Source organism: Veillonella rogosae JCM 15642 (genome assembly GCF_002959775.1).
GTDB classification, from domain to species: Bacteria; Bacillota; Negativicutes; order Veillonellales; family Veillonellaceae; genus Veillonella; species Veillonella rogosae.
In genome coordinates this window covers 58,782-78,504 of record NZ_PPCX01000010.1, presented here as the reverse complement: position 1 = coordinate 78,504, position 19,723 = coordinate 58,782, and the positions used below count along the sequence as shown (strand labels likewise).

Below are 19,723 nucleotides of genomic sequence, written 5' to 3'. Positions count from 1 at the left end.
TATGAGTTGTAACCACTTCATCTTATTCGATAGGAAGTTCTGTTTCGAAGACTTCCTCAGCAGGGCCAGTCATGAGCACCGTGCCATCCTCCAAGTATGAAATATGTAATGTTCCTAAATAGAGCTCTACATCTACTTCGCGGCCTGTTAAGCCTTTTTCGAAGGACATAACGGCAGAGGCGCAAGAGCCTGTACCACATGCTAATGTAGCACCTGCGCCACGTTCCCAAGTGCGCACCTTGATATGCTTGTCGTTTATTACTTCGATGTAGTTAACATTTGTATTGGATGGGAACGCATCGTGTTTTTCAAGGATAGGCCCTTGTGTTGTTACAGGTGCTTTTGTAATATCGTCGATGAACACCTCTGTGTGCGGCACACCGAGCAATACGGAGCTGACCGTTATGGTTTCGCCGTTTACGTCGAGGTCTACGTCGATAACCTTATCCATATCTACATTCATAGGAATGTCTTGAGATTTAAAGAATGGTTTGCCCATGTCTACTGTAACTTGTGTTACGATGCCATTTTCGATGGTCAAGGTAGGTTTCATTACACCTGCTAATGTTTCAATGGTGAAAGTCTCTTTCGTAATTTCACCGTGTTCGTAAGCGTATTTGGCAAAGCAACGAATGGCGTTGCCGCACATTTCTGCTTCACTACCATCGGAGTTGATGATGCGCATGCGTACATCGCATGTTTCAGAAGGAACTAGAATGGCAAGACCGTCGGCGCCAATACCTGTGCGGCGATCGCAAAGGCGAATAGCGAGGTCTGTGTAATCTTTCTCAGTTCCTTTTGGGTCAGCAAAGAGGATAAAATCATTGCCGAGACCATGCATTTTAGTTAATTTCATAAAGTCTCCTATCAATAAGTAAGACTTTCACCATGAAGCCCGTGAAAGTCCCAGATGTATATGTTTATATATTCTATATTATATCATAAATGATACTTGATTATGAGAAGAAATCTTATAAAATTATGGCGAAATAGACGAAAAATTAACCTTCTTTTAGTGTCGAGCTAAATTGATTGATACGTCAAAAACAACCCATGTGGGATGCCCTTTAAGGCTGATAGATGTTGTCTAATTACTTTATTGTTTAACGGAGAAATGATAAAATAAAGAGTAATGTAGTTTATCGTAATAGAAAGAGGAACACATATGCGAATTCAAGGGATTTCTGGATCTCGTGGCGTTGCAGTAGGCAATGTATATAGATATATTCAAGAGGAAATTGTCATTCCTGATTACACCGTGGCTGACGACAAGGTAGAAGAGGAGATTGGCAAGTTTGCAGCTGCTATGGCGGCTACTCTAAAACAATTAGATACGATTCGTCAAAAAGCGTTAGACGAAATGGGCCCAGAAGAGGCAGCCATTTTTGAGGCGCATATGCAAATCGCACAAGACCCATCCTTGTCTGATGGTATTAAATCCCTCGTTGAGTCTAGCCATACTAATGTCGTAGCGGCTACAGCTCAAACTATTGAAACCTTTGCGAATATCTTCCTCGGTATGGAAGATGCATATATGCGAGAACGCGGTGCGGATATTAAAGACATCGGTGATCGTTTGATGCGCAACATGTTAGGTATGAATCCTCGTGGTTTATCTCACATTTCTGGCGAAGTTATTTTGGTGGCTCAAGATTTGGCACCATCCGATACGGCTTCCCTCGATAAAAATGTTGTAAAAGGCATTGTAACAGCGGCCGGTGGTCCTACTTCTCATGCGGCTATCATGGCTCGCACCTTGGAAATCCCTGCTGTTATGGGCGTTGGTGACATTGAAAGCTTCGTAGATGGCGATAAAGCAGTGGTTCTTGGCACAGATGGTATCGTAGAAATGAATCCATCTGATGCGGATTGGGATGAATATACAAACCAAGCTGCGGCGTTCCAAGAGGAATTAAAACGCTTGCGCGAGTCTGCGAACTTAGAAGCTACAACGACTGATGGCCATCATGTAGAATTATTCGGCAATATTGGTAAAGCAAAAGATGCTAAAAATGCTCTTACTATGGGCGCTCAAGGTATCGGCTTGTACCGGACAGAGTTCCTTTATATGGAAAACGACGAATTGCCAGCAGAAGATGTACAATTTGAAGAATATAAAAAGGTTGCCCAAGATATGAAGGGCAAACCTGTTATCATCCGTACTATGGATATCGGTGGCGACAAGGAATTAAAATGCCTTGATTTGCCTAGCGAATTGAATCCATTCCTCGGCTATCGTGCTATCCGTATTTCCTTAAATCGTCCAGATATCTTCAAAGTGCAATTGCGTGCCTTGTTGCGCGCTAGTGCCTTTGGTGATATTCACATCATGTATCCTATGATTGCTTCTGTAGAAGAAGTAAAACAAGCGAATGTTATGCTTGATGAATGTAAGGCAGAACTTACAGCAGAAGGCAAAGAGTTCAATAAGGATATTAAGGTTGGTATCATGATCGAAGTACCAGCGGCGGCTGTTATTTCTCCAATCTTAGCAAAATATGTGGACTTCTTCAGTATCGGTACAAACGATTTATGCCAATATACTTTGGCTGTAGACCGTATGAATGAAGCTATCGGTAGTCTCTATCAACCATTGCATCCAGGCGTGTTACGTCTTATCAAACATGTTATCGATGCTAGCCATGAACAAGGCAAATTCACAGGCATGTGTGGTGAGCTTGCTAGTGATCCTGTGGCTACAATGATTCTCTTAGGTCTAGGCCTAGACGAGTTCTCCATGACAGCATCTTCTATTCCACTCATTAAAAATATCTTGCGTTCTGTTTCTAAAGCAGAATGTGAAGAGGTGGCCAATAAAGCGCTTACTATGGACACGGCTGAAGAAATTACAGGGTATGCTAAATCCGTATTAATAGAAAAAGGCTTACTATAATTGGTAAAGCTTCATCATAATCATATGTAATATACTTGAATTGATGCGCTTATAATTGATACAATATATCTATTAGAACGTAAGGGATAGGCTCTGCCTATCGAGATAGAAAGAGGTTACCATGAAAGAATTAACAGTAGAAATTACAAACGAATCTGGTTTACACGCTCGTCCTGCTACAGCTTTCACACAATTGGCGGCTAAATACGCTTCCAAAGTGACAATCGCTGCTAACGGCAAAACAGCTGATGCTAAATCCATCTTAACTGTATTGACTTTGGGCGCTACAAAAGGTACATCCGTTACTTTAACAGCTGACGGTGCTGACGAAGATGACGCACTCGCTGCATTGAGCGAATTCTTAACAACTAATCACGACTAATTTGTGAGGGAAATAAAAATGACTCTACTACGGTAGAGTCTTTTTTATGCAAAAAAAAGAAGAGGCGGTTTAGCCTCTTCTCTATTTTCCCATATTAGCAAAACGTTCTACAGCTTTTGTAAAGTCGCTAATAGTTTTGTCTACGTCGCCATGCTCGATACCATCACGTACGCAGTGGTTGATGTGACCTTCAAGAACTACTTGTCCTACCTTGTGTAGTGCAGACTTAGCTGCATTAATTTGGCTCAACACATCTTCGCAAGGAATGTCTTCTTCAATCATTCGATCAATAGCTTGCACTTGACCTAAGATTTTACGCAATCGGCGATGCAGATTTTCTGAATCCATACACTGTTTCATATTACTCCTCCAATGGGCATGTTTTTTATCATCTCATTAATTATACTCTATCTAAAGACTGTAATACAACTTAATAAGTATACCTAATATGCATTAAATCTACATATATAGATTAACGATTGGATTGAACGTTTTTTTGTAGGCCTTTAAATACAGCATCTAAATTATAAAATATATTTCGCACGATGGGCATCCATTAAAACCTAGTATGATTCATATCTTCTTCTTGATTGATGTGATACAATACTTTTAATACACATTGTGTTTGTATATGTATTAGGCGCTGTAGATCTATTGTTGCATTATTATCTCTATATTATATGTGTTTAGCTACAGGCCTTTATGAAATAGGTGAAAGCAATGAAAGTGTTTCATTACCTTCGAAACTTATTGGTGTTTGTGGTAGTCATTATATTGGCTATGTTTATATACGACGGATACCATAGTTATCAAGGTTCAGATCGTGAAAGTAACGCTCATACAACTGTTGAAAAACGAATAGAGGAAAGTGAAGATACTCTCAGTCGTACGGACCGGATTATCCGCCTATTTACCTTTAAGGAAAAGGTAGAAATAGCACTGAATCAACGTATTAAAAAAGATCACTGGGTTAAGGGTGACGTGATTCCTGAGTATACTAAAAATGCCCTTATTGCCATTGAGGACAAGCGATATTATAACCATGGCGCCATTGATGTGCTCGGCATTATACGTGCATTTTATACGAATGCTATCGCTGGTGAAACCGTCGAAGGTGGCAGTACCATTACACAACAACTCGTGAAAAATCTCTTCCTTTCATCCAAACGAATTATGAGTCGTAAAGTGGAAGAGGCCATTCTCGCTAGTGAAATGGAACATTATTACTCAAAAGAAGAAATCCTAACGATGTATTTGAATACTGTATATTATGGTCATAGCTACTACGGGATCTATGAGGCATCCCATGGCTATTTTGGAACGAGCCCGAGTCGATTGACCTTGGCCCAAAGTGCACTCCTCGCAGCATTACCTAATGCACCATCCTATTTGGATCCGTATACGAACTATAAAGGGGCAAAGGCAAGACAAAAACTCGTCTTAGAACAAATGGTAGACCAAGGCATGATTACACAAGCCGAAGCTGATTATGCATATAAACAAGACTTAAATCTTATGGAGGAAGAGTAGCTATTTAATTATTTAAGAAAAATTAGAAGTCAGATTAGAATACAGTTATCTTCTATAAATTGAATAAATGGCTTTATGAATATCTCTTAGTTGATTACAAAATTAACTGAGAGATATTTTTATTACTTGAATTGCAATAAGCAATGCAACAAAATTAAATTAATTGTTTTATCTTATATTTTAACATGTCAAAAGGTGTTTTAAATCAAAGGCGCTTTCCGGATCGTTTATTAATCAACATTAGTGCTTATGTTAGTTTATCTAGAGTTAATTTAGCTAAATTGGTTTTTCTAGGGAAAAACTCTCGAAGTAAACCATTACTATTTTCATTAATACCTCGTTGCCATGCTATATAGGCTTCGGCAAAATACATTGGTATTTCGAACTCATCTTTAACCTGTTCATAGCGTGCAAATTCTTTACTATAGCCCACTGTAAAGGTTTTAAGTAGTTTGTTTGTTAATGTATTGTATAGCGAACTAATAGCTAAAAACATAGAATCCTTAGTTCCGTCCTCGGTTTTTACTGCTATATAGAATTGAGTTTTGCGTTCAATAAATGTAGCTAAACAGCCTTTGCTTTGTCCTCTTGAAGAAAAAACATTTTATCTAGTTCCCAATGACCCAAAAACTTAGAATTTTCAAATTCTCGAGGTTTTTCTTTAATGGTTCTTTTGACAAAGAATCGGTCACGCTTTTCTTGTGTCCCAGGCTTTATCCCTTTCCGGCGAAGTACTGTTTCCGTTACAGTAAGAAAACCACAATGGATCCAAGACTATATTATCTTAAAGCTTAGAATTTCAACTAATTCAGCACCAACCAGTTCTTCTGGAGGCCAAGTTTGGTGTAATATGGATTCAATTAAATCAACTAATTAGGGTGTTAACTTTATTGGGCTTCCTTTGTTATCAGACTTACTATTTGCTACCTGATGGGCTTTAATCGAAGAATATTTGTTTTCAACACGATTTAATTCTCTTGCTACGGTAGAATGGTGGACACCGATTAAACTAGCGATTTTACGAACAGAGTACCTTTCTTTTCGTAAAACTTTTATTTGACTTCGTTTTTCTATGGTAAGATGTATTTAGCTCATATTTGAGACCTCCGTGTTATGTATTTGTGGTTATTTACATTTTACACGAGATCTCCAATATGAGTCTTTTTATTTGTCGCAATATATTTTACAATTCATCATTAATAAATAAAAAAGTATTGAAAAAAATATTAAACATAGGTTAAAATTTATTAAGAGTTTATTGAAAGGAGAGGAATTAATGAGAGTTGTATGTATTGCAGCAGGTTGTGTTGGCTTGCTAACCACATTCGGTATGATGCCTAGTTTTGCGGCAGAAGTATCAAACCCATTTATACAACAAGAAGCGGCCCGAGCCGATGCTTCATTACGCCAACGTGTAGAAGCACCAATGACTGGGGCCGCTTTGTCGCGTTCAGAATCTGCCTATATAGGTTTAGATAAAGCACCAATGAAGTCATTACCTAAGGAGAGTACATCATTTGCAATAGAGCATATTGTAGTAACCTCCTCAGAACCAGTGCTTCAAAAATACAAAAATCGATTACAGGTATATAATCATAATCGCATTGGAACAGAGGGTATTCAGTTTTTACAAAAGGAATTACAAGAGCAACTGTTATCTGATGGGTACATTACGAGTCAAGTGGTTGTGCCAAATCAAGATTTACAGTCTGGTACACTCACTTTTGAGATTATGCCTGGCTATGTAGAGGATATTGTTCTTACAAATCCTAAAACACGTACCAATTGGCGAAGTGCTTTTCCTGTGAGACCTGGTTACGTATTACGACGTCAAGCACTAGAGCAAGGGATTGATCAAATGCGTAATGTACCTGGTCAAGATATTAAAATGACCATAGAGCCTGGTACGAAACCGTTACATTCTATTGTTAAGCTTACAGTTGAGCAAAAAGGATTTGTACATGGATCTTTGATGCTAGATAATTCTGGAAATAAATCAACAGGAACATATCAAGGGACCGTATATCTATCTTTCAGTCAATTGGCAGGATTAAATGATGTACTAACCACTAGCTTTACACAAGATATCAGTCATCATGATGATGGTCATGGATCAAAACAATATTCGGTTAGCTATTCCGTTCCTGATGGGAACCGTACATATCGTCTTTCGACATATAAGTATAGCTATAATCAATTAGTATTCATGCCAAATGCGTTTCGCTCTTCTGGTACTACGCAAGGTACAGAATTTGCAGTAGAGCAAGTATTAAATAGAACAAGTCGCTCTAAGACTTCGGCTGTGGCTAAAGTTATTCATAAAGAACGCCATAATTATTTAGATGATGTAGAGCTTGGTGTACAAGAGCAACATACGACAGCTGTTGAAGTTGGTTTATCTCATCGTCAATATAGTGGCAATACTGTATCTGATGTATATCTATTTTATCGACAAGGTATTAATGGATTGGGTGCTCAAGTACGGAGTTGGGAAGGCTTGTCAGATAATCCTACTACACTATATAAAATGGCAGGCGTAGAAGGTCAAATTCAAACTGGCGTTCGTATGGGCCATAAGCAAGGTACGTATACGATGCGTTTTAGAAGTCAGTTCACAGATCAACGTCTATTCGGTACCGATCAATTTAGTATTGGTGGTCGCTATTCTGTACGAGGCTTTAGTGGAGAAGAAACCTTAAGAGGTGATTCTGGCTATTATGTACAAAACGAGTGGGCCTTACCATTTAGAAAACAACAAATTACTCCATATGTAGGGATAGATATTGGACATGTATGGGGGCCATCTACAGAAACTCAATTAGGAAATACCATAGTTGGAGGTGTAGTTGGTGTACGTGGTATGGTTGGTGACGATGTAAACTATGATGTATCATTAGGAACACCAATTAAGAAACCAGAAGGTTTTGATACAGATACGCGTGTGTGGGCCTTTAGAGGCAGCTATCAGTTTTAAGTGTTGTAATCTAGTGCAGCTATACACTTAAATGGTGAATGGTATGTACTAGAAAAGGAGAGTAATATGAATATAAGAAAGCAGACGGCAATGGCTATCTTTGCTGCGTTGTTAGTGACTAACTCTGCACCATGGATTCCTATGGCCCTTGCTAATCCTGTTGTACCAGATCAAGGTAAATTAGGACCCAAAATAGAAGAAGCTCGTAATGGCATGACTGTCGTTAATATTAATACGCCTAATGATAAAGGGTTATCACATAACCAATATAATGCTTTTAATGTAGACGAAAAGGGGCTTATTTTAAATAATGCGAATCGACCTGTAAATACAGAGCTCGCAGGCTATATTATGGGGAACCCTAATTTAGTAGGTCCTACAGCTAATACGATTTTAAATGAAGTAACGGGTACAAGCTCTACATCTATGAATGGTGCTCTTGAGGTAGCAGGAGATAAGGCACATGTTATCATTGCAAACCCAAATGGTATTTCAGTTAATAATGGCACATTTATTAATGCAAGTAGCGCTACACTTACAACGGGTAATCCAATTATTAATAACGGTAGTGTTACAGGCTATAATGTTCAGCAAGGCGTTATTGCCGTAGGTGAAAAGGGACTTAATGCTTCTAAAACGGCACGTACAGACATGCTAGCTGAGGCTGTAAAGCTTAATGGTAAAGTTTGGGCACAAGATACTCAAGTTGTAACGGGTAAGAATGCTATTGCTGTTGACTCTACAGGTAAAGTTACGAATACAAGTAAAACTGGAGAGTCTAGTCAAGTTGGCCTTGATGTGGCGGCTATTGGTGGCATGTATGCAAATAGTATGTATTTAGTTGGTACCAATGACGGATTTGGTGTTAATAACCAAGGCGTATTATCTGCACAAAATAAATTGACCATAGATAGTACTGGTAAATTACAAAATACAGGCACCATTGCTGCTACAGAGGCGAATGTTAGCACCAAAAGTCTGGAGCAAATGAATAAAGGTAAGTTCTATGTGGATGCGGCTAAGATTACTACTGATTCTGTAATACAAACTGGTAATGCTACGACTAAAGACGCACCTGTTATGATTGCTCAAAAAGATTTGTCTATAGCAACAAAATCTATCGTTAATACAGATGGTAGTGTCATCAAAGCAGAAGGTAAATTACAGCTTGGTAAAACGATGGATCAGAATGGTACAGTATCCGGTAAAATGGATAGTGTAGTGAATACTGCATCTACCATTGAGTTTGGTCAAGGTGGCGCTTTGCTTGCGAAATCTGTAGACAATAAGAATGGCGGTATTACTCTTAAGCGTGTAGCTGTAGAGGGTAAAGAGCATGTTAAAAACGAAGTGGCTCCATCTGGTAGCATTAAGCGTTATCAATTATCTGAGGAACGAATTTACGGACATGATGATGAAATTCCAAAAGATAAAGTCGTAGTACACTCATCTGAAAACCTTCAACTTTCCATAAATGGTACACACCATGATAGCTGGACTAAATATGAATATGATCGTACTCGTGAAGTAGATACAGTAGATACATCTAACCCTGGCCGAATCATTTCTGGTGGTAATTTGCATGTGGATGTAGATCATATGGTGAATGAGGCCAGCCAAATTAGTGCTGCTGGAGATATTACGGGTACCGTAGGTCATTATGAACAAAGTAACCCGAAAGGTAATGAATATATTACTGAAGAGGGCACTGCCACAAGTTATAGTCGTCATCATAAAAAAGGGTGGGATACTACCAATATTCGTGAAGCGAAGTATAAGAATACTAAGGTGAACCCTAAAGATGTACCTGTTGCCGTATATGGCGGTCATGTAGAAAATAGTAAAAGTGATGCTACAGTAGATGTATCTCTGTTAAATAGTATGAGTCAGTTATCGACGAATCCTAATACTTCCTATGTAATTGAAACGGATCCAAATTTTACAAATCGTCGCAACTTCTTATCTTCTGATTACGTATTATCTCGCCTTAAATTAGACCCTATGAATATACAAAAACGATTGGGTGATGGGTATTATGAGCAACAGCTCGTTATGCAAGAGATTATGCGTCAAACCGGTAAAAGTAGACTGCAATCTGGTCTTTCCGCAGAAGAACAATATCGCCAATTGATGGATGCAGGGATTAGTGTCACAAAATCTCAATCTATTGTATTAGGTCGAGGATTAACAGAGTCTGAACAAAAGAATCTTAAAGAGGATGTAGTACTCTTAGTTAGTAAATCTGTTGTATTACCAAATGGTAAAACTGAGACTGTACTAGTACCAACTTTGTATTTAGCACCAGGTACAAAACGAGTAGAGGGTGGCGCTAATTTACAAGCTCAATCAATTAACCTTGCTGTTGATACGATGCATAATAGTGGTAGTATTGTAGCGGATAAGAATGTGACTGTTACTGGTAATTCCATTCACAATGATAATGGTCTTATCAAAGGTAACACGGCTACTATTACAGCAAATGACGAAGTTCGTAATACACAAGGCACTATTATGGGCACCGATACAGTCTCTGTATATGCTAAGAAAGACGTTGTTAATGTAGGTGGCACTATCACACAAACTAATGCAACTGGTTCCACAAAGGTTATTGCAGGGCGTGATGTAATCAATAAAGGCGTGCAGTATGAGGCCGGTAATAGCAAGGTTGAGTGGAATAGTAGCAACAACCGCCGTGAAACGATTACGGGTGTAGATCAAGGCCGTATTGGTGGTGCTGGTCAAACAACAGTAGTAGCAGGACGAGATGTATCTATGGAGGCAGGTATTATCTCCTCGGATGTGAATACAAAGGTGACGGCAGGTCGCAATGTAACAATGAAGGCAATGAATGCTACCCACGAGCTTGAAGAACATCGTTTTGATAAAGGTAAATCTGGTGGTGGACATTCTAAAACGACTGAGTCTCATGATCTTGTTAAAGCACAATCATCTGTTGGTAGTAGCATTGAAGGCAAGAACGTTTCCGTTGTAGCCTCTGATGCCGTACAACTGGAAGGCAGTCAAGTATTAGCGGCAGACAAAGTACACGTATCTGGTAATACGGTTGCACTAAATACAGCGAAGGCTAATAGTACAGTTAATCATGTATACTTAGATAAAAAGAAAAGCTTAGTCAAACGTGAACGTACAAATGCTGTTGATGACGTAACAAGTACATCTGTCACAGGTTCTACATTAAGTGGTAAATCTGTAATGATTACTAGTGCTCAAGATGTAACAGGTCAATCTGCTCAAATTATGGGCGAGAATGCCGTATCTGTTACCGCTGGTGGTAAAGTAGAATTGGGAGCAGATAAAGCTATTACTGATGGCTCTAGTGCTTACCGGCATAAAAAATCTGGCTTACTAGGTGGTGCAGGTATAGGCTTCACTATTGGTAAAGAAAAACACAATATTGATGAAGCAAACCATGAAGAATCTACAGTAAGAAATACAATTGCTAGTACGAAAGGGACTGTAAATATTAAGGCTAATGATACAGTACACATTACAAGCGCAGATATTGTTGCTAAAGAAGGTGCTGTGTTAGATGGCTCTGCTGTTACATTAGATGGTAACGTGGATCATAACCACATGACATATGATGAACGCTACAAAAAAACTGGTCTCACCGTATCTTTAGGTGGTGCAATAGCAAATACACTTACAAATACTACGCGTACTATAAAAGAAGCTGGTGGCCGTGATGACAAGCGGTTAGCTGCACTTGAACTCAATGAAGCGCGTAAACAATTGCAAGATGGATATGAAGCAGTAGATGCAGCTTTACATGGAGAAAAAATACGCGATGCCGTAACAGGTAAAGTTGATAAAGTAGACGGCAAAGCTAAACGAGGCGCTAAAAATATTGATGATGCTATTAACTTATCTGTAAGTATCGGTAGCACTTCTAGAAAACAAGGGCAAGTAGTAGATACCAACACATATCAAGGCGGGACTCTTGTTAGCGATAGTGAAGTACAAATCAAAGCTCGAGATGCTCAGAAAACTGGTATTAGTTTAACTGGTGAAACAGTAGAGGCTAAAAAATTAGTATTAGATAGCGCTAGTGATATTAATCTTGAGGCCGGTAAGAATACTGTAGATGTTAACAATACTTATAAAAGCTCTGGGTGGAGTGTTGGAGCAGGTATTAGCTTAACTGGTGGTGGGCTCCTCGACATTAATGCGAGTGGTCATATGGCTCGTCAAAATGGAGATACCCATCAAGAAAGTTATGTACCTACTAAGATTAAAGCAGCTGAATTAGTACAACTTAAAGCAAAACGAGATACAAATATTATTGGTTCCACTGTATCTGGTAAAAAGGTAGAAGTAGATACAGGTCGTGATTTACATATTCAAAGCTTACAAGATGTAGATAACTTTAAAGAACATAGTAAGTCTGCGGGATTCTCTGTGTCCTCTAAACCTAACTTTAAAAATCCAACTGGTAGCATAAATGCTAGTATAGGACGAATAGATAGCAAATGGAAAAGCGTAACAGAACAAGCAGGTATTTATGCTGGAGAAGAAGGCTACAATATTAATGTAGGTAATAAAACTACATTAGAGGGGGCTGTAATTAAAAGTGATGCTCCGAAAGCTAAGAATAAATTGACTACAAAATCTCTAGAGATGAAGGACATCAAAAACGAAGCTGAGTATACATATAGCAACAATGGTATCGGCTATAACTACTATGGTAGTAAAAAGAAACTCGAAGAGATGAAGGCCAATGATAAAAAAGGCTATGATAAGATCTATAATAATATTGGTCTAGTTCCAAATTTAGGCGTAGGATCTAAAGGTAAGGCAAGTTCAACTACTCAATCTGCTATCTCTGATGGTATACTAACTGTAGATGGTAAAGAAATTGATACTAAAACCATTAATACAAATACCGAAAATACATTACATCAATTAGATAAAATTTTTGATAAAAAGAAAATTGAAGAACGACAAGAATTAGCACGTCTATTCTCTAAAAATGCATTTGAACAACTACATAACTGGCAACCAACATCTAAGGATGGCAAAGCCGCTAAATCTATTGCACATGGAATCATAGGCGAATTAGCTGCACGTATAGCTGGTAATACACCAGGTAGCGGTTTTAAAGCCACTATGACTAATGAAATGTTAATTGATGAAATAAGAAAGTTAGCTAAAGATAATTCTGATTTAGCACAGTGGTTAAGTGCTGGATTGGGTGCTTTAGTAAACTTCTCTACAGATTCTGACCCTAATTTAGGTGCAGCTGTAGCGAGTTATGGAACAAAATGGAATGAAGTATCTGTTAGTCATGTTGAGCGTTCTAATGAGACGTTTTTATATGAAAAAGATGCTGAAGCCAGTGCTTACAGGGTAAATTCTGATGTGAGTTATGAAGAAGTTTCTGATAGTTTGAATTTGGTAAAAGAATTAGGTCCAGTAGGAGTTGGGGTTGATTTTCGTGATGTATCACCGGAGTTTTTTAGGTCGTTGGCAGAGGCGGCGAATAAGACTAATCCTTTTAAAGAAAATGGTGCCTTTTTAATGATGAATTTAAATTCAGATTATACTAATCAATTAAACTATAAAGATAAGGGATTTAAGTTATTATCTCCTCGTAAATATGAATTTGTTGCGAACTCTCAACTAGGTAGTGTAATAATGCAGGGGATTGAAATGCAGAAAGCTATCAAAGATACAATTGAATTTGCAGTTAATAATGGTACGGCTGGTAAAACTATCAACATAAAAACTAATATTTCATATAGTAGAAGTTCCACTGGTGAGAAATTATTAGATTTGTTCCCGTTTGTAAGTGCAGGACGGCATGAGTTTAATTCAGAGGCTGAAATAGATTCAAGAAAGAAGATTTACACAAATTCATTATTAGTTGACAATTCAAATTATGAGTATCATAAAGGTACAGCACCTTCAGATATATTAAATAATATAGGGGCTCGGGGAATGGAACTAGGACATTTGAAACCTTATGAATGGTTGATTAAATTTAAGCTAGAGGCTGTACCGGTTGAAATGCTTAGGTTAGAAGAAATGGAGAAAAGAGATGAAATACGAATTATTGGAGATCGTATAATTAGAAAGGCTCCTAGTATTGCTCTTATTAAGAGCGCAGTAGAGAAAAATGGTTCTGAGATTCCAAGTAAGAATAGTTTGGTTGATATAATTAACGAGCAATTAAACTCAGGAGGTAGACTAATAACTATATATGATGCTAAAAAAGAAAAAAATGTAAATTATATTGTATGGGTAAAAAATGGATAATGAAATACATAAAAATATTATTTGTCATAAGTAGTCTTTGTTTAGTATTTTTTATTTTGATAGTTAACTATCTTTTTTCAGATAACCGGTTTAATACTCCAGAGATTTATTATGATATTGAAGAAAACGTGTTAAATAGCTCTAAATCAAAGGGTGTTATAGCCAGAGATGTATATGGGATATATGAAATTGCAAATAAAATTTTTTATATCACCTCTTATGGTTATGGTATTTATAATGAACAAACATATGAAAATAATATTGTTAGATATACTAATGAAAATACGATACCAACTGATGTAAAGTTAACTTTAAATCGGGTGTATTCATCAATTGAACAGCTTGATAGTAGTGAACAGGATATATGGTCTAAAATTTTGAATAATGAAATTAAATCGCAAGATAAATTTCCAGATTGTTATGTTGTTAAGTATCCATTTTATCTTTCCGCGTTACAACATAAAATTCTTAAGTTAGATAATGGTGCGTTAATAGGTCATTATAGAGAGTTTAGTATTCAAAACAAAGCACTATATTTTGTTGATTTTGGAACTATTGGAAAAATTGATTTAGAAACTAATCAAGTATATAAATTGTATACCTCTAAGCTATTAATATCTAACTTTTCTAAAGTGCCTAAAAGTGATGGATTTGATAATTATTTATTAGATGTATTAGAAAAAGAAAGAGTAAAAGATAAAGATTTGTTAGATAATCATACTGTCAACATTCTGTTTTTGAATAATTTTTCTGATTTCAACCGTATGGATCAAGAAATATTTAGTTTATTGATAGATAAAATGATTCGAACTCGTAAAGCTCTTGATATAGAAAAATTAAATAATATACCTATTGTTGAGTATTTAAACGAATGACATAATACCTTGAAAAGATAGTTACGTTCCGAAGTATATTATTATATTGAATAAAAATAATACTTGCATTTATAATTATACAGGTGTATACTATTTTTTGTCAGAAGGAGAAGGTGACCGTTGGTAGCAGATACAACCACGGTGCTTTCACAATGATCTGATATAATATTGATTATATGAGTATAAATAGATAGTAGTTTATGAGGTGTTATCATGGGTAAAGCAAATAAAGTAGTACTCGCATATTCTGGCGGTTTGGACACATCCGTTATCATTCCTTGGTTAAAAGAAAATTATGGTTCTGAAGTTATCGCCGTATGCGTAGACTTGGGCCAACCTGAGGATTATGATGCAGTTGAGAAAAAAGCGATCAAATCTGGTGCGTCTAAAGCGTACATCGTGGATGCTAAAGAAGAGTTCGTAAAAGACTATGTGTGGCCTACAGTAAAAGCGGGTGCCGTTTACGAAGGTAAATATTTATTAGGTACATCCTTCGCTAGACCTTTGATTGGTAAAATCCTCGTAGATATTGCCGAAAAAGAAGGTGCTGATGCTATTGCTCACGGTGCGACAGGTAAAGGTAATGACCAAGTTCGTTTTGAACTCGCCATCAAAGCATTGGCTCCTAATATGAAAATTATCGCTCCTTGGAGAGAGTGGGATTTGAAATCTAGAACTGACTGCATGGAGTATGCTGCTAAGCACGACATTCCAGTAGTAGCTACTAAAAAACATCCGTACTCCATGGATCAAAACGTATGGCATTTGTCCCATGAAGGCGGCGATCTTGAAAACCCAGCAAATGCTCCTAAAGATGATGTGTACTTGGTAACACATACTCCTGAGCAAGCTCCAGATGAAGCTGGTTATGTAACTGTATCCTTCAAAGATGGCGTACCTGTAGCGGTAGATGGCCAAGAAGGTACTCCCTTACAATTGTTAGAAAAACTCAACGAAATCGGTGCACACCATGGCGTAGGCGTTGTAGATATCGTTGAAAATAGATTAGTAGGCATGAAATCCCGTGGCGTTTATGAAAACCCAGGTGGATCCATCATCATGTATGCTCACAGAGAACTTGAATACCTTTGCCTCGACAGAGCTACATACCACTACAAAGAACTTATTGCTAACAAATATGCTGAACTCGTATACGATGGCATGTGGTTTGCACCATTGATGTATGCTTTGCAAGCGTTCGTTGATGAAACTCAAAAAACTGTAACTGGCGATGTAAAACTTAAATTGTACAAAGGCAACATCATTTCTGCTGGTGCTACATCTCCATACTCCTTGTACAGCGAAGATTTCGTAACATTCGAAGAAGATGATGTATACAACCAAGCTGATGCGGCTGGTTTCATCAACTTGTTCGGTTTACCTCTCAAAATTAATGCATTGATGAAAGAAAAGGCAGGTAAATAATGGCTAAATTGTGGGGCGGGCGTTTCACAAAAGGCACTGATAAAGCGGTAGAGGATTTTACATCCTCTATCGCTTTTGATGCGCGGATGTACGCCGAAGATATTGCAGGTAGTAAAGCACATGCAACAATGCTGGCAAAACAAAATATTATCTCCGACGCAGATCGGGACGCTATTGTTGAGGGCTTAACAAAGATTAAAGACCAAATCGATAAAGGTGAGTTCCCATTCTCCGTGGCTCTTGAAGATATTCATATGAATATTGAAAAGCGCTTAACCGATGATATTGGCGAAGCAGGTGGCCGATTACATACAGGTCGTAGCCGTAATGACCAATGTGCAGTAGATTTACATATGTACGTGCGTAAAGCCGTTGTAGAAATGGGCGAGCTCATCGTAGATATGCAAAAAGCCCTCATTGAAACTGCTGAAAAATACAGCGATGTTATCATGCCCGGCTATACGCATTTACAACGGGCACAACCTGTATTGTTTGGTCATCATATGATGGCATACTTCTCTATGTTGGAACGCGACTTTGATCGTTTGTTGATGGTATTTAAGCATGCAGATATTATGCCACTTGGTGCAGGTGCATTAGCTGGTTCTACGTACGGTATTGATCAAACCTATACACAAAAGCTACTCGGCTTCTCTCGTATTTACGAAAATAGTATGGATGCTGTATCCGATCGTGACTACGTGGTTGAGTTCTTATCCTTTGCATCTCTTGTGATGATGCATTTGAGCCGTCTTAGTGAAGAGTTGATTTTGTGGTCTACCAATGAGTTTAATTTTATTGAACTTGATGATGCTCATTGCACAGGCTCTAGCATTATGCCACAAAAGAAAAATCCTGACGTATGTGAACTCGTTCGTGGTAAAACTGGTCGCACCTATGGTCACTTACTGGGTCTTTTAACTACCTTAAAAGGCTTGCCACTTACCTACAATAAAGATATGCAAGAGGATAAAGAGGGTATTTTTGATGCTATCGATACAGTACACTTTGCCTTGTCCATCAATGCGGCAATGATTCGCGGTATGAAGGTCAATGGGGCGCATATGAAAGCTGTCCTCGATGATGACTTCTCTAATGCTACGGACATGGCAGATTACCTTGCGAAAAAAGGCGTTCCATTCCGTGAAGCTCACGAAATCGTAGGTAATGCTGTACATCATTGTATTGAAAAAGGTTGCGTATTGCTTGATTTATCCGTTGAGGATTTCAAAGCTATCTCACATCATTTTGATGCAGATATCCTTGATGCTATCTCCATCGAAGCTTGCGTAGCAGGTCGTAACAACTACTCTGGTACCGCTCCAGAATGTGTTGAAAGACAACGTAACAATGGTAAAGCCCTTATCTCCGAAGAAGAAAAACAAATTGCAGAATGGAAAGCAATTGTTGAATCTGCACAAGAATAAGTGTTTTACATTTTAACTTTCTATTGAAAACTTAAGATCGATATACATATAAGTCTGTTTTAGAAGCTCTATATAGAGCTCAAAGCTCATGTGTATATCGATTTTTTTCGTTTAAAAGCCAGGTAATACCTATAAAAAGGCTTTTCTAATTGATAATGTACTATTAAAAAAATATAAATTTGCGTACGTATACAGTGGACTGTGAGAAAATAATAGTCTTGTACTAGGACACTATAACCGTGATAGATAGGAAAAATTACATATATACACAGAATAAAATAGGGTAAAAACATACCTTGTCATTGTTAAAATGAGTTCTGTTCGTTTTAGATGATAAATTAACTATAATTTATTCAATTCGTGTAATATGGCTTGTCCGCCAATAAAGTACTTTCATTTTGGTTTCATAGGTGTTATTATGTAATTCGTAATAAGAATAACAACGGTAAATCCACATTCAAGCCCATCACAGCACGAACTGGATTTACTTAGCGGTATATTATATTTAAGTGAATTATGGACGAGAAAAAATTCACCTTATGAAAGGGGATTGATACATGAAAACGACCGCTAAAAAAATGTCTGTATTCCAGCTAACCACAATGGTAGCAGCCAATATGCTAGGAGCTGGGATCATTATGTTACCAACTAATTTGGCTCAAGTTGGTACTATTTCAGTTTTATCTTGGCTCGTGACAGCTGTGGGTGCGCTTTTACTAGCGTATATTTTTGCTCAAGCGGGTATGTTCTCCCAAAATAAAGGGGGCATGGGCGGTTATGCAGAACACCGCTTCGGTAAAACTGGACATTTTATGGCGAGCTATGCTTACAGCATATCTCTCATCATTGCTAATATCGCCATCGCGGTTTCTGCCGTAGGTTATGGCGCAGCTTTCTTTGGTGTTGACCTTAATGCTACACAAACAAGCCAAGTAACAATTGTGCTCTTGTGGTTTGCAGCGATTTTGAACTTCCGAGGCAATCGCTTCACAGGTCGACTCAGCAACATGACTATTTGGGGCTCTATCGTTCCGGTTCTTTTAATCGGTACAATCGGCTGGTATTGGTTTGATCCGTCTATCTATTGGGCGGCATGGAACCCAAATGATCTTCCGCTTTACGATGCGGTAAAACAATCTATTTCCCTAACATTATGGGGCTTCCTAGGGTTTGAATCCGCAGCGGCTAATGCTGATGCTGTTGAGAATCCAAAGAGAAACGTACCTATTGCAACTGTAGCAGGTACATTAGCAGTGGCGGTGGTTTACATCTTGTCCACAAACGTTATGGCCGGTATCGTTCCTAACGTTGACTTATTAAATTCTAACGCACCATTCGGTTTGACATTCGTATACATGTTCAATGATACAATTGCAAACATCGTTATGGCTGCTATGGTTATTTCTTGCTTTGGCGCTTTACTTTGCTGGCAATTCACATTGTCTCGCGTATTCAAAAGCGCAGCGGAACACGGTTACTTCCCTAAAGTATTCGCTCGTGTAAATAGCAAAGACGCTCCTGTTCGTGGCGTATTCATTTTACTCGCTGTTGAAACATTACTTACTTTGTTCACTGCAAGCGACTCCTTGCGTGAGCAATTTGAAATCTTAGTAAACTTAGCTGTTGTAACTAACGTAGTACCGTATGTATTGTGCATCTTGGCAGTACCTACAATGATGCGTATGGCTGGTGTAGCTGAAAGCCGCATTAAACGTTCCAACTACGTATTCGGCGCAGGTGTTATCTACTGTTTATATGCAATCTACGCATGTGGCTTTGATGCTATGGTAGGTAGTGCAGTAGCGGTAAGCATCGGTTTCGTGATCTATGTTTTGCGTAAAGCGTGGGATACACGCAGAGCGCACCGCTTACAACAAAGTATCGATTAACTGAATATCTCTCGTCTTATAAGAGGCTGTTACTTAGTAACAGCCTCTTTTT

At 38.1% G+C, this 19,723-nt stretch carries 11 protein-coding genes and 1 pseudogene; 9 read left to right on the top strand and 3 right to left on the bottom strand.

All coding sequences use genetic code 11. The features are described 5' to 3' along the window. Positions 1-22 precede the first annotated feature (22 nt). Positions 23-856 carry a diaminopimelate epimerase gene (dapF, locus tag VRHSUH09_RS05600; RefSeq protein WP_054748234.1) on the bottom strand — a complete coding sequence of 278 codons (834 nt, stop codon included), beginning with the start codon at positions 854-856 and terminating at the stop codon, positions 23-25. Between the two features lie 309 nt (positions 857-1,165). Between dapF and ptsP the strand changes: the two genes are divergently transcribed. Together ptsP and VRHSUH09_RS05590 are read left to right on the top strand one after the other, a co-directional pair. Continuing rightward, positions 1,166-2,893: a phosphoenolpyruvate--protein phosphotransferase gene (gene ptsP, locus VRHSUH09_RS05595; protein ID WP_105081631.1), complete on the top strand. Its 1,728-nt coding sequence runs from the start codon at positions 1,166-1,168 to the stop codon at positions 2,891-2,893. 121 nt (positions 2,894-3,014) lie between these two features. Next, positions 3,015-3,275, top strand: coding sequence for an HPr family phosphocarrier protein (locus tag VRHSUH09_RS05590; RefSeq protein ID WP_009352491.1), 261 nt, complete (start codon positions 3,015-3,017; stop codon positions 3,273-3,275). Between the two features lie 81 nt (positions 3,276-3,356). Here the strand turns inward: VRHSUH09_RS05590 and VRHSUH09_RS05585 are convergent, their stop codons facing one another. Continuing rightward, a complete protein-coding gene (locus VRHSUH09_RS05585; RefSeq protein ID WP_009352282.1) occupies positions 3,357-3,635 on the bottom strand; it encodes a metal-sensing transcriptional repressor in 279 nt (92 codons plus the stop codon). A gap of 360 nt (positions 3,636-3,995) precedes the next feature. Here VRHSUH09_RS05585 and VRHSUH09_RS05580 point away from each other — a divergent pair, with 360 nt between their 5' ends. Continuing rightward, complete coding sequence (locus VRHSUH09_RS05580) at positions 3,996-4,805, top strand: transglycosylase domain-containing protein (protein WP_054748235.1); 810 nt, start codon at positions 3,996-3,998, stop codon at positions 4,803-4,805. 205 nt (positions 4,806-5,010) lie between these two features. On the opposite strand, the pseudogene VRHSUH09_RS10650 reads toward VRHSUH09_RS05580, so the two are convergent. Next, positions 5,011-5,891: pseudogene (locus tag VRHSUH09_RS10650) on the bottom strand (IS30 family transposase). Between the two features lie 190 nt (positions 5,892-6,081). Here VRHSUH09_RS10650 and VRHSUH09_RS05570 point away from each other — a divergent pair. The 6 genes from VRHSUH09_RS05570 to potE all read left to right on the top strand — a co-directional run bounded on the left by VRHSUH09_RS05570 (position 6,082) and on the right by potE (position 19,671). After that, positions 6,082-7,779 carry a ShlB/FhaC/HecB family hemolysin secretion/activation protein gene (locus VRHSUH09_RS05570; protein ID WP_105081630.1) on the top strand — a complete coding sequence of 566 codons (1,698 nt, stop codon included), beginning with the start codon at positions 6,082-6,084 and terminating at the stop codon, positions 7,777-7,779. A 66-nt stretch (positions 7,780-7,845) separates the two neighbouring features. Then, a complete protein-coding gene (locus VRHSUH09_RS05565) occupies positions 7,846-14,055 on the top strand; it encodes a two-partner secretion domain-containing protein (RefSeq protein ID WP_245875994.1) in 6,210 nt (2,069 codons plus the stop codon). After that, positions 14,055-14,930, top strand: a complete 876-nt coding sequence (locus VRHSUH09_RS05560; RefSeq protein ID WP_167386481.1) for a hypothetical protein — start codon at positions 14,055-14,057, stop codon at positions 14,928-14,930. Before VRHSUH09_RS05565 ends, VRHSUH09_RS05560 begins: the two co-directional genes overlap by 1 nt. 213 nt (positions 14,931-15,143) lie before the next feature. Further along, the gene (locus tag VRHSUH09_RS05555) at positions 15,144-16,355 is read left to right on the top strand and encodes an argininosuccinate synthase (protein ID WP_054748244.1); all 1,212 of its coding nucleotides are present in this window, start codon (positions 15,144-15,146) and stop codon (positions 16,353-16,355) included. Continuing rightward, positions 16,355-17,782, top strand: a complete 1,428-nt coding sequence (gene argH / locus VRHSUH09_RS05550) for an argininosuccinate lyase (protein WP_105081629.1) — start codon at positions 16,355-16,357, stop codon at positions 17,780-17,782. Before VRHSUH09_RS05555 ends, argH begins: the two co-directional genes overlap by 1 nt. Positions 17,783-18,339: 557 nt before the next feature. Further along, positions 18,340-19,671 carry a putrescine-ornithine antiporter gene (gene potE / locus VRHSUH09_RS05545; protein WP_105081628.1) on the top strand — a complete coding sequence of 444 codons (1,332 nt, stop codon included), beginning with the start codon at positions 18,340-18,342 and terminating at the stop codon, positions 19,669-19,671. Positions 19,672-19,723: the final 52 nt, after the last annotated feature.

Excerpts from the sequence above, each read along its gene's own strand:
- VRHSUH09_RS05570 (WP_105081630.1), top strand. The coding sequence starts at position 6,082 with ATGAGAGTTGTATGTATTGCAGCAGGTTGTGTTGGCTTGCTAACCACA.
- VRHSUH09_RS05555 (WP_054748244.1), top strand. The coding sequence starts at position 15,144 with ATGGGTAAAGCAAATAAAGTAGTACTCGCATATTCTGGCGGTTTGGAC.
- argH (WP_105081629.1), top strand. The coding sequence starts at position 16,355 with ATGGCTAAATTGTGGGGCGGGCGTTTCACAAAAGGCACTGATAAAGCG.
- dapF (WP_054748234.1), bottom strand. The coding sequence starts at position 856 with ATGAAATTAACTAAAATGCATGGTCTCGGCAATGATTTTATCCTCTTT.
- ptsP (WP_105081631.1), top strand. The coding sequence starts at position 1,166 with ATGCGAATTCAAGGGATTTCTGGATCTCGTGGCGTTGCAGTAGGCAAT.
- VRHSUH09_RS05580 (WP_054748235.1), top strand. The coding sequence starts at position 3,996 with ATGAAAGTGTTTCATTACCTTCGAAACTTATTGGTGTTTGTGGTAGTC.
- VRHSUH09_RS05560 (WP_167386481.1), top strand. The coding sequence starts at position 14,055 with ATGAAATACATAAAAATATTATTTGTCATAAGTAGTCTTTGTTTAGTA.
- potE (WP_105081628.1), top strand. The coding sequence starts at position 18,340 with ATGAAAACGACCGCTAAAAAAATGTCTGTATTCCAGCTAACCACAATG.
- VRHSUH09_RS05565 (WP_245875994.1), top strand. The coding sequence starts at position 7,846 with ATGAATATAAGAAAGCAGACGGCAATGGCTATCTTTGCTGCGTTGTTA.
- VRHSUH09_RS05590 (WP_009352491.1), top strand. The coding sequence starts at position 3,015 with ATGAAAGAATTAACAGTAGAAATTACAAACGAATCTGGTTTACACGCT.
- VRHSUH09_RS05585 (WP_009352282.1), bottom strand. The coding sequence starts at position 3,635 with ATGAAACAGTGTATGGATTCAGAAAATCTGCATCGCCGATTGCGTAAA.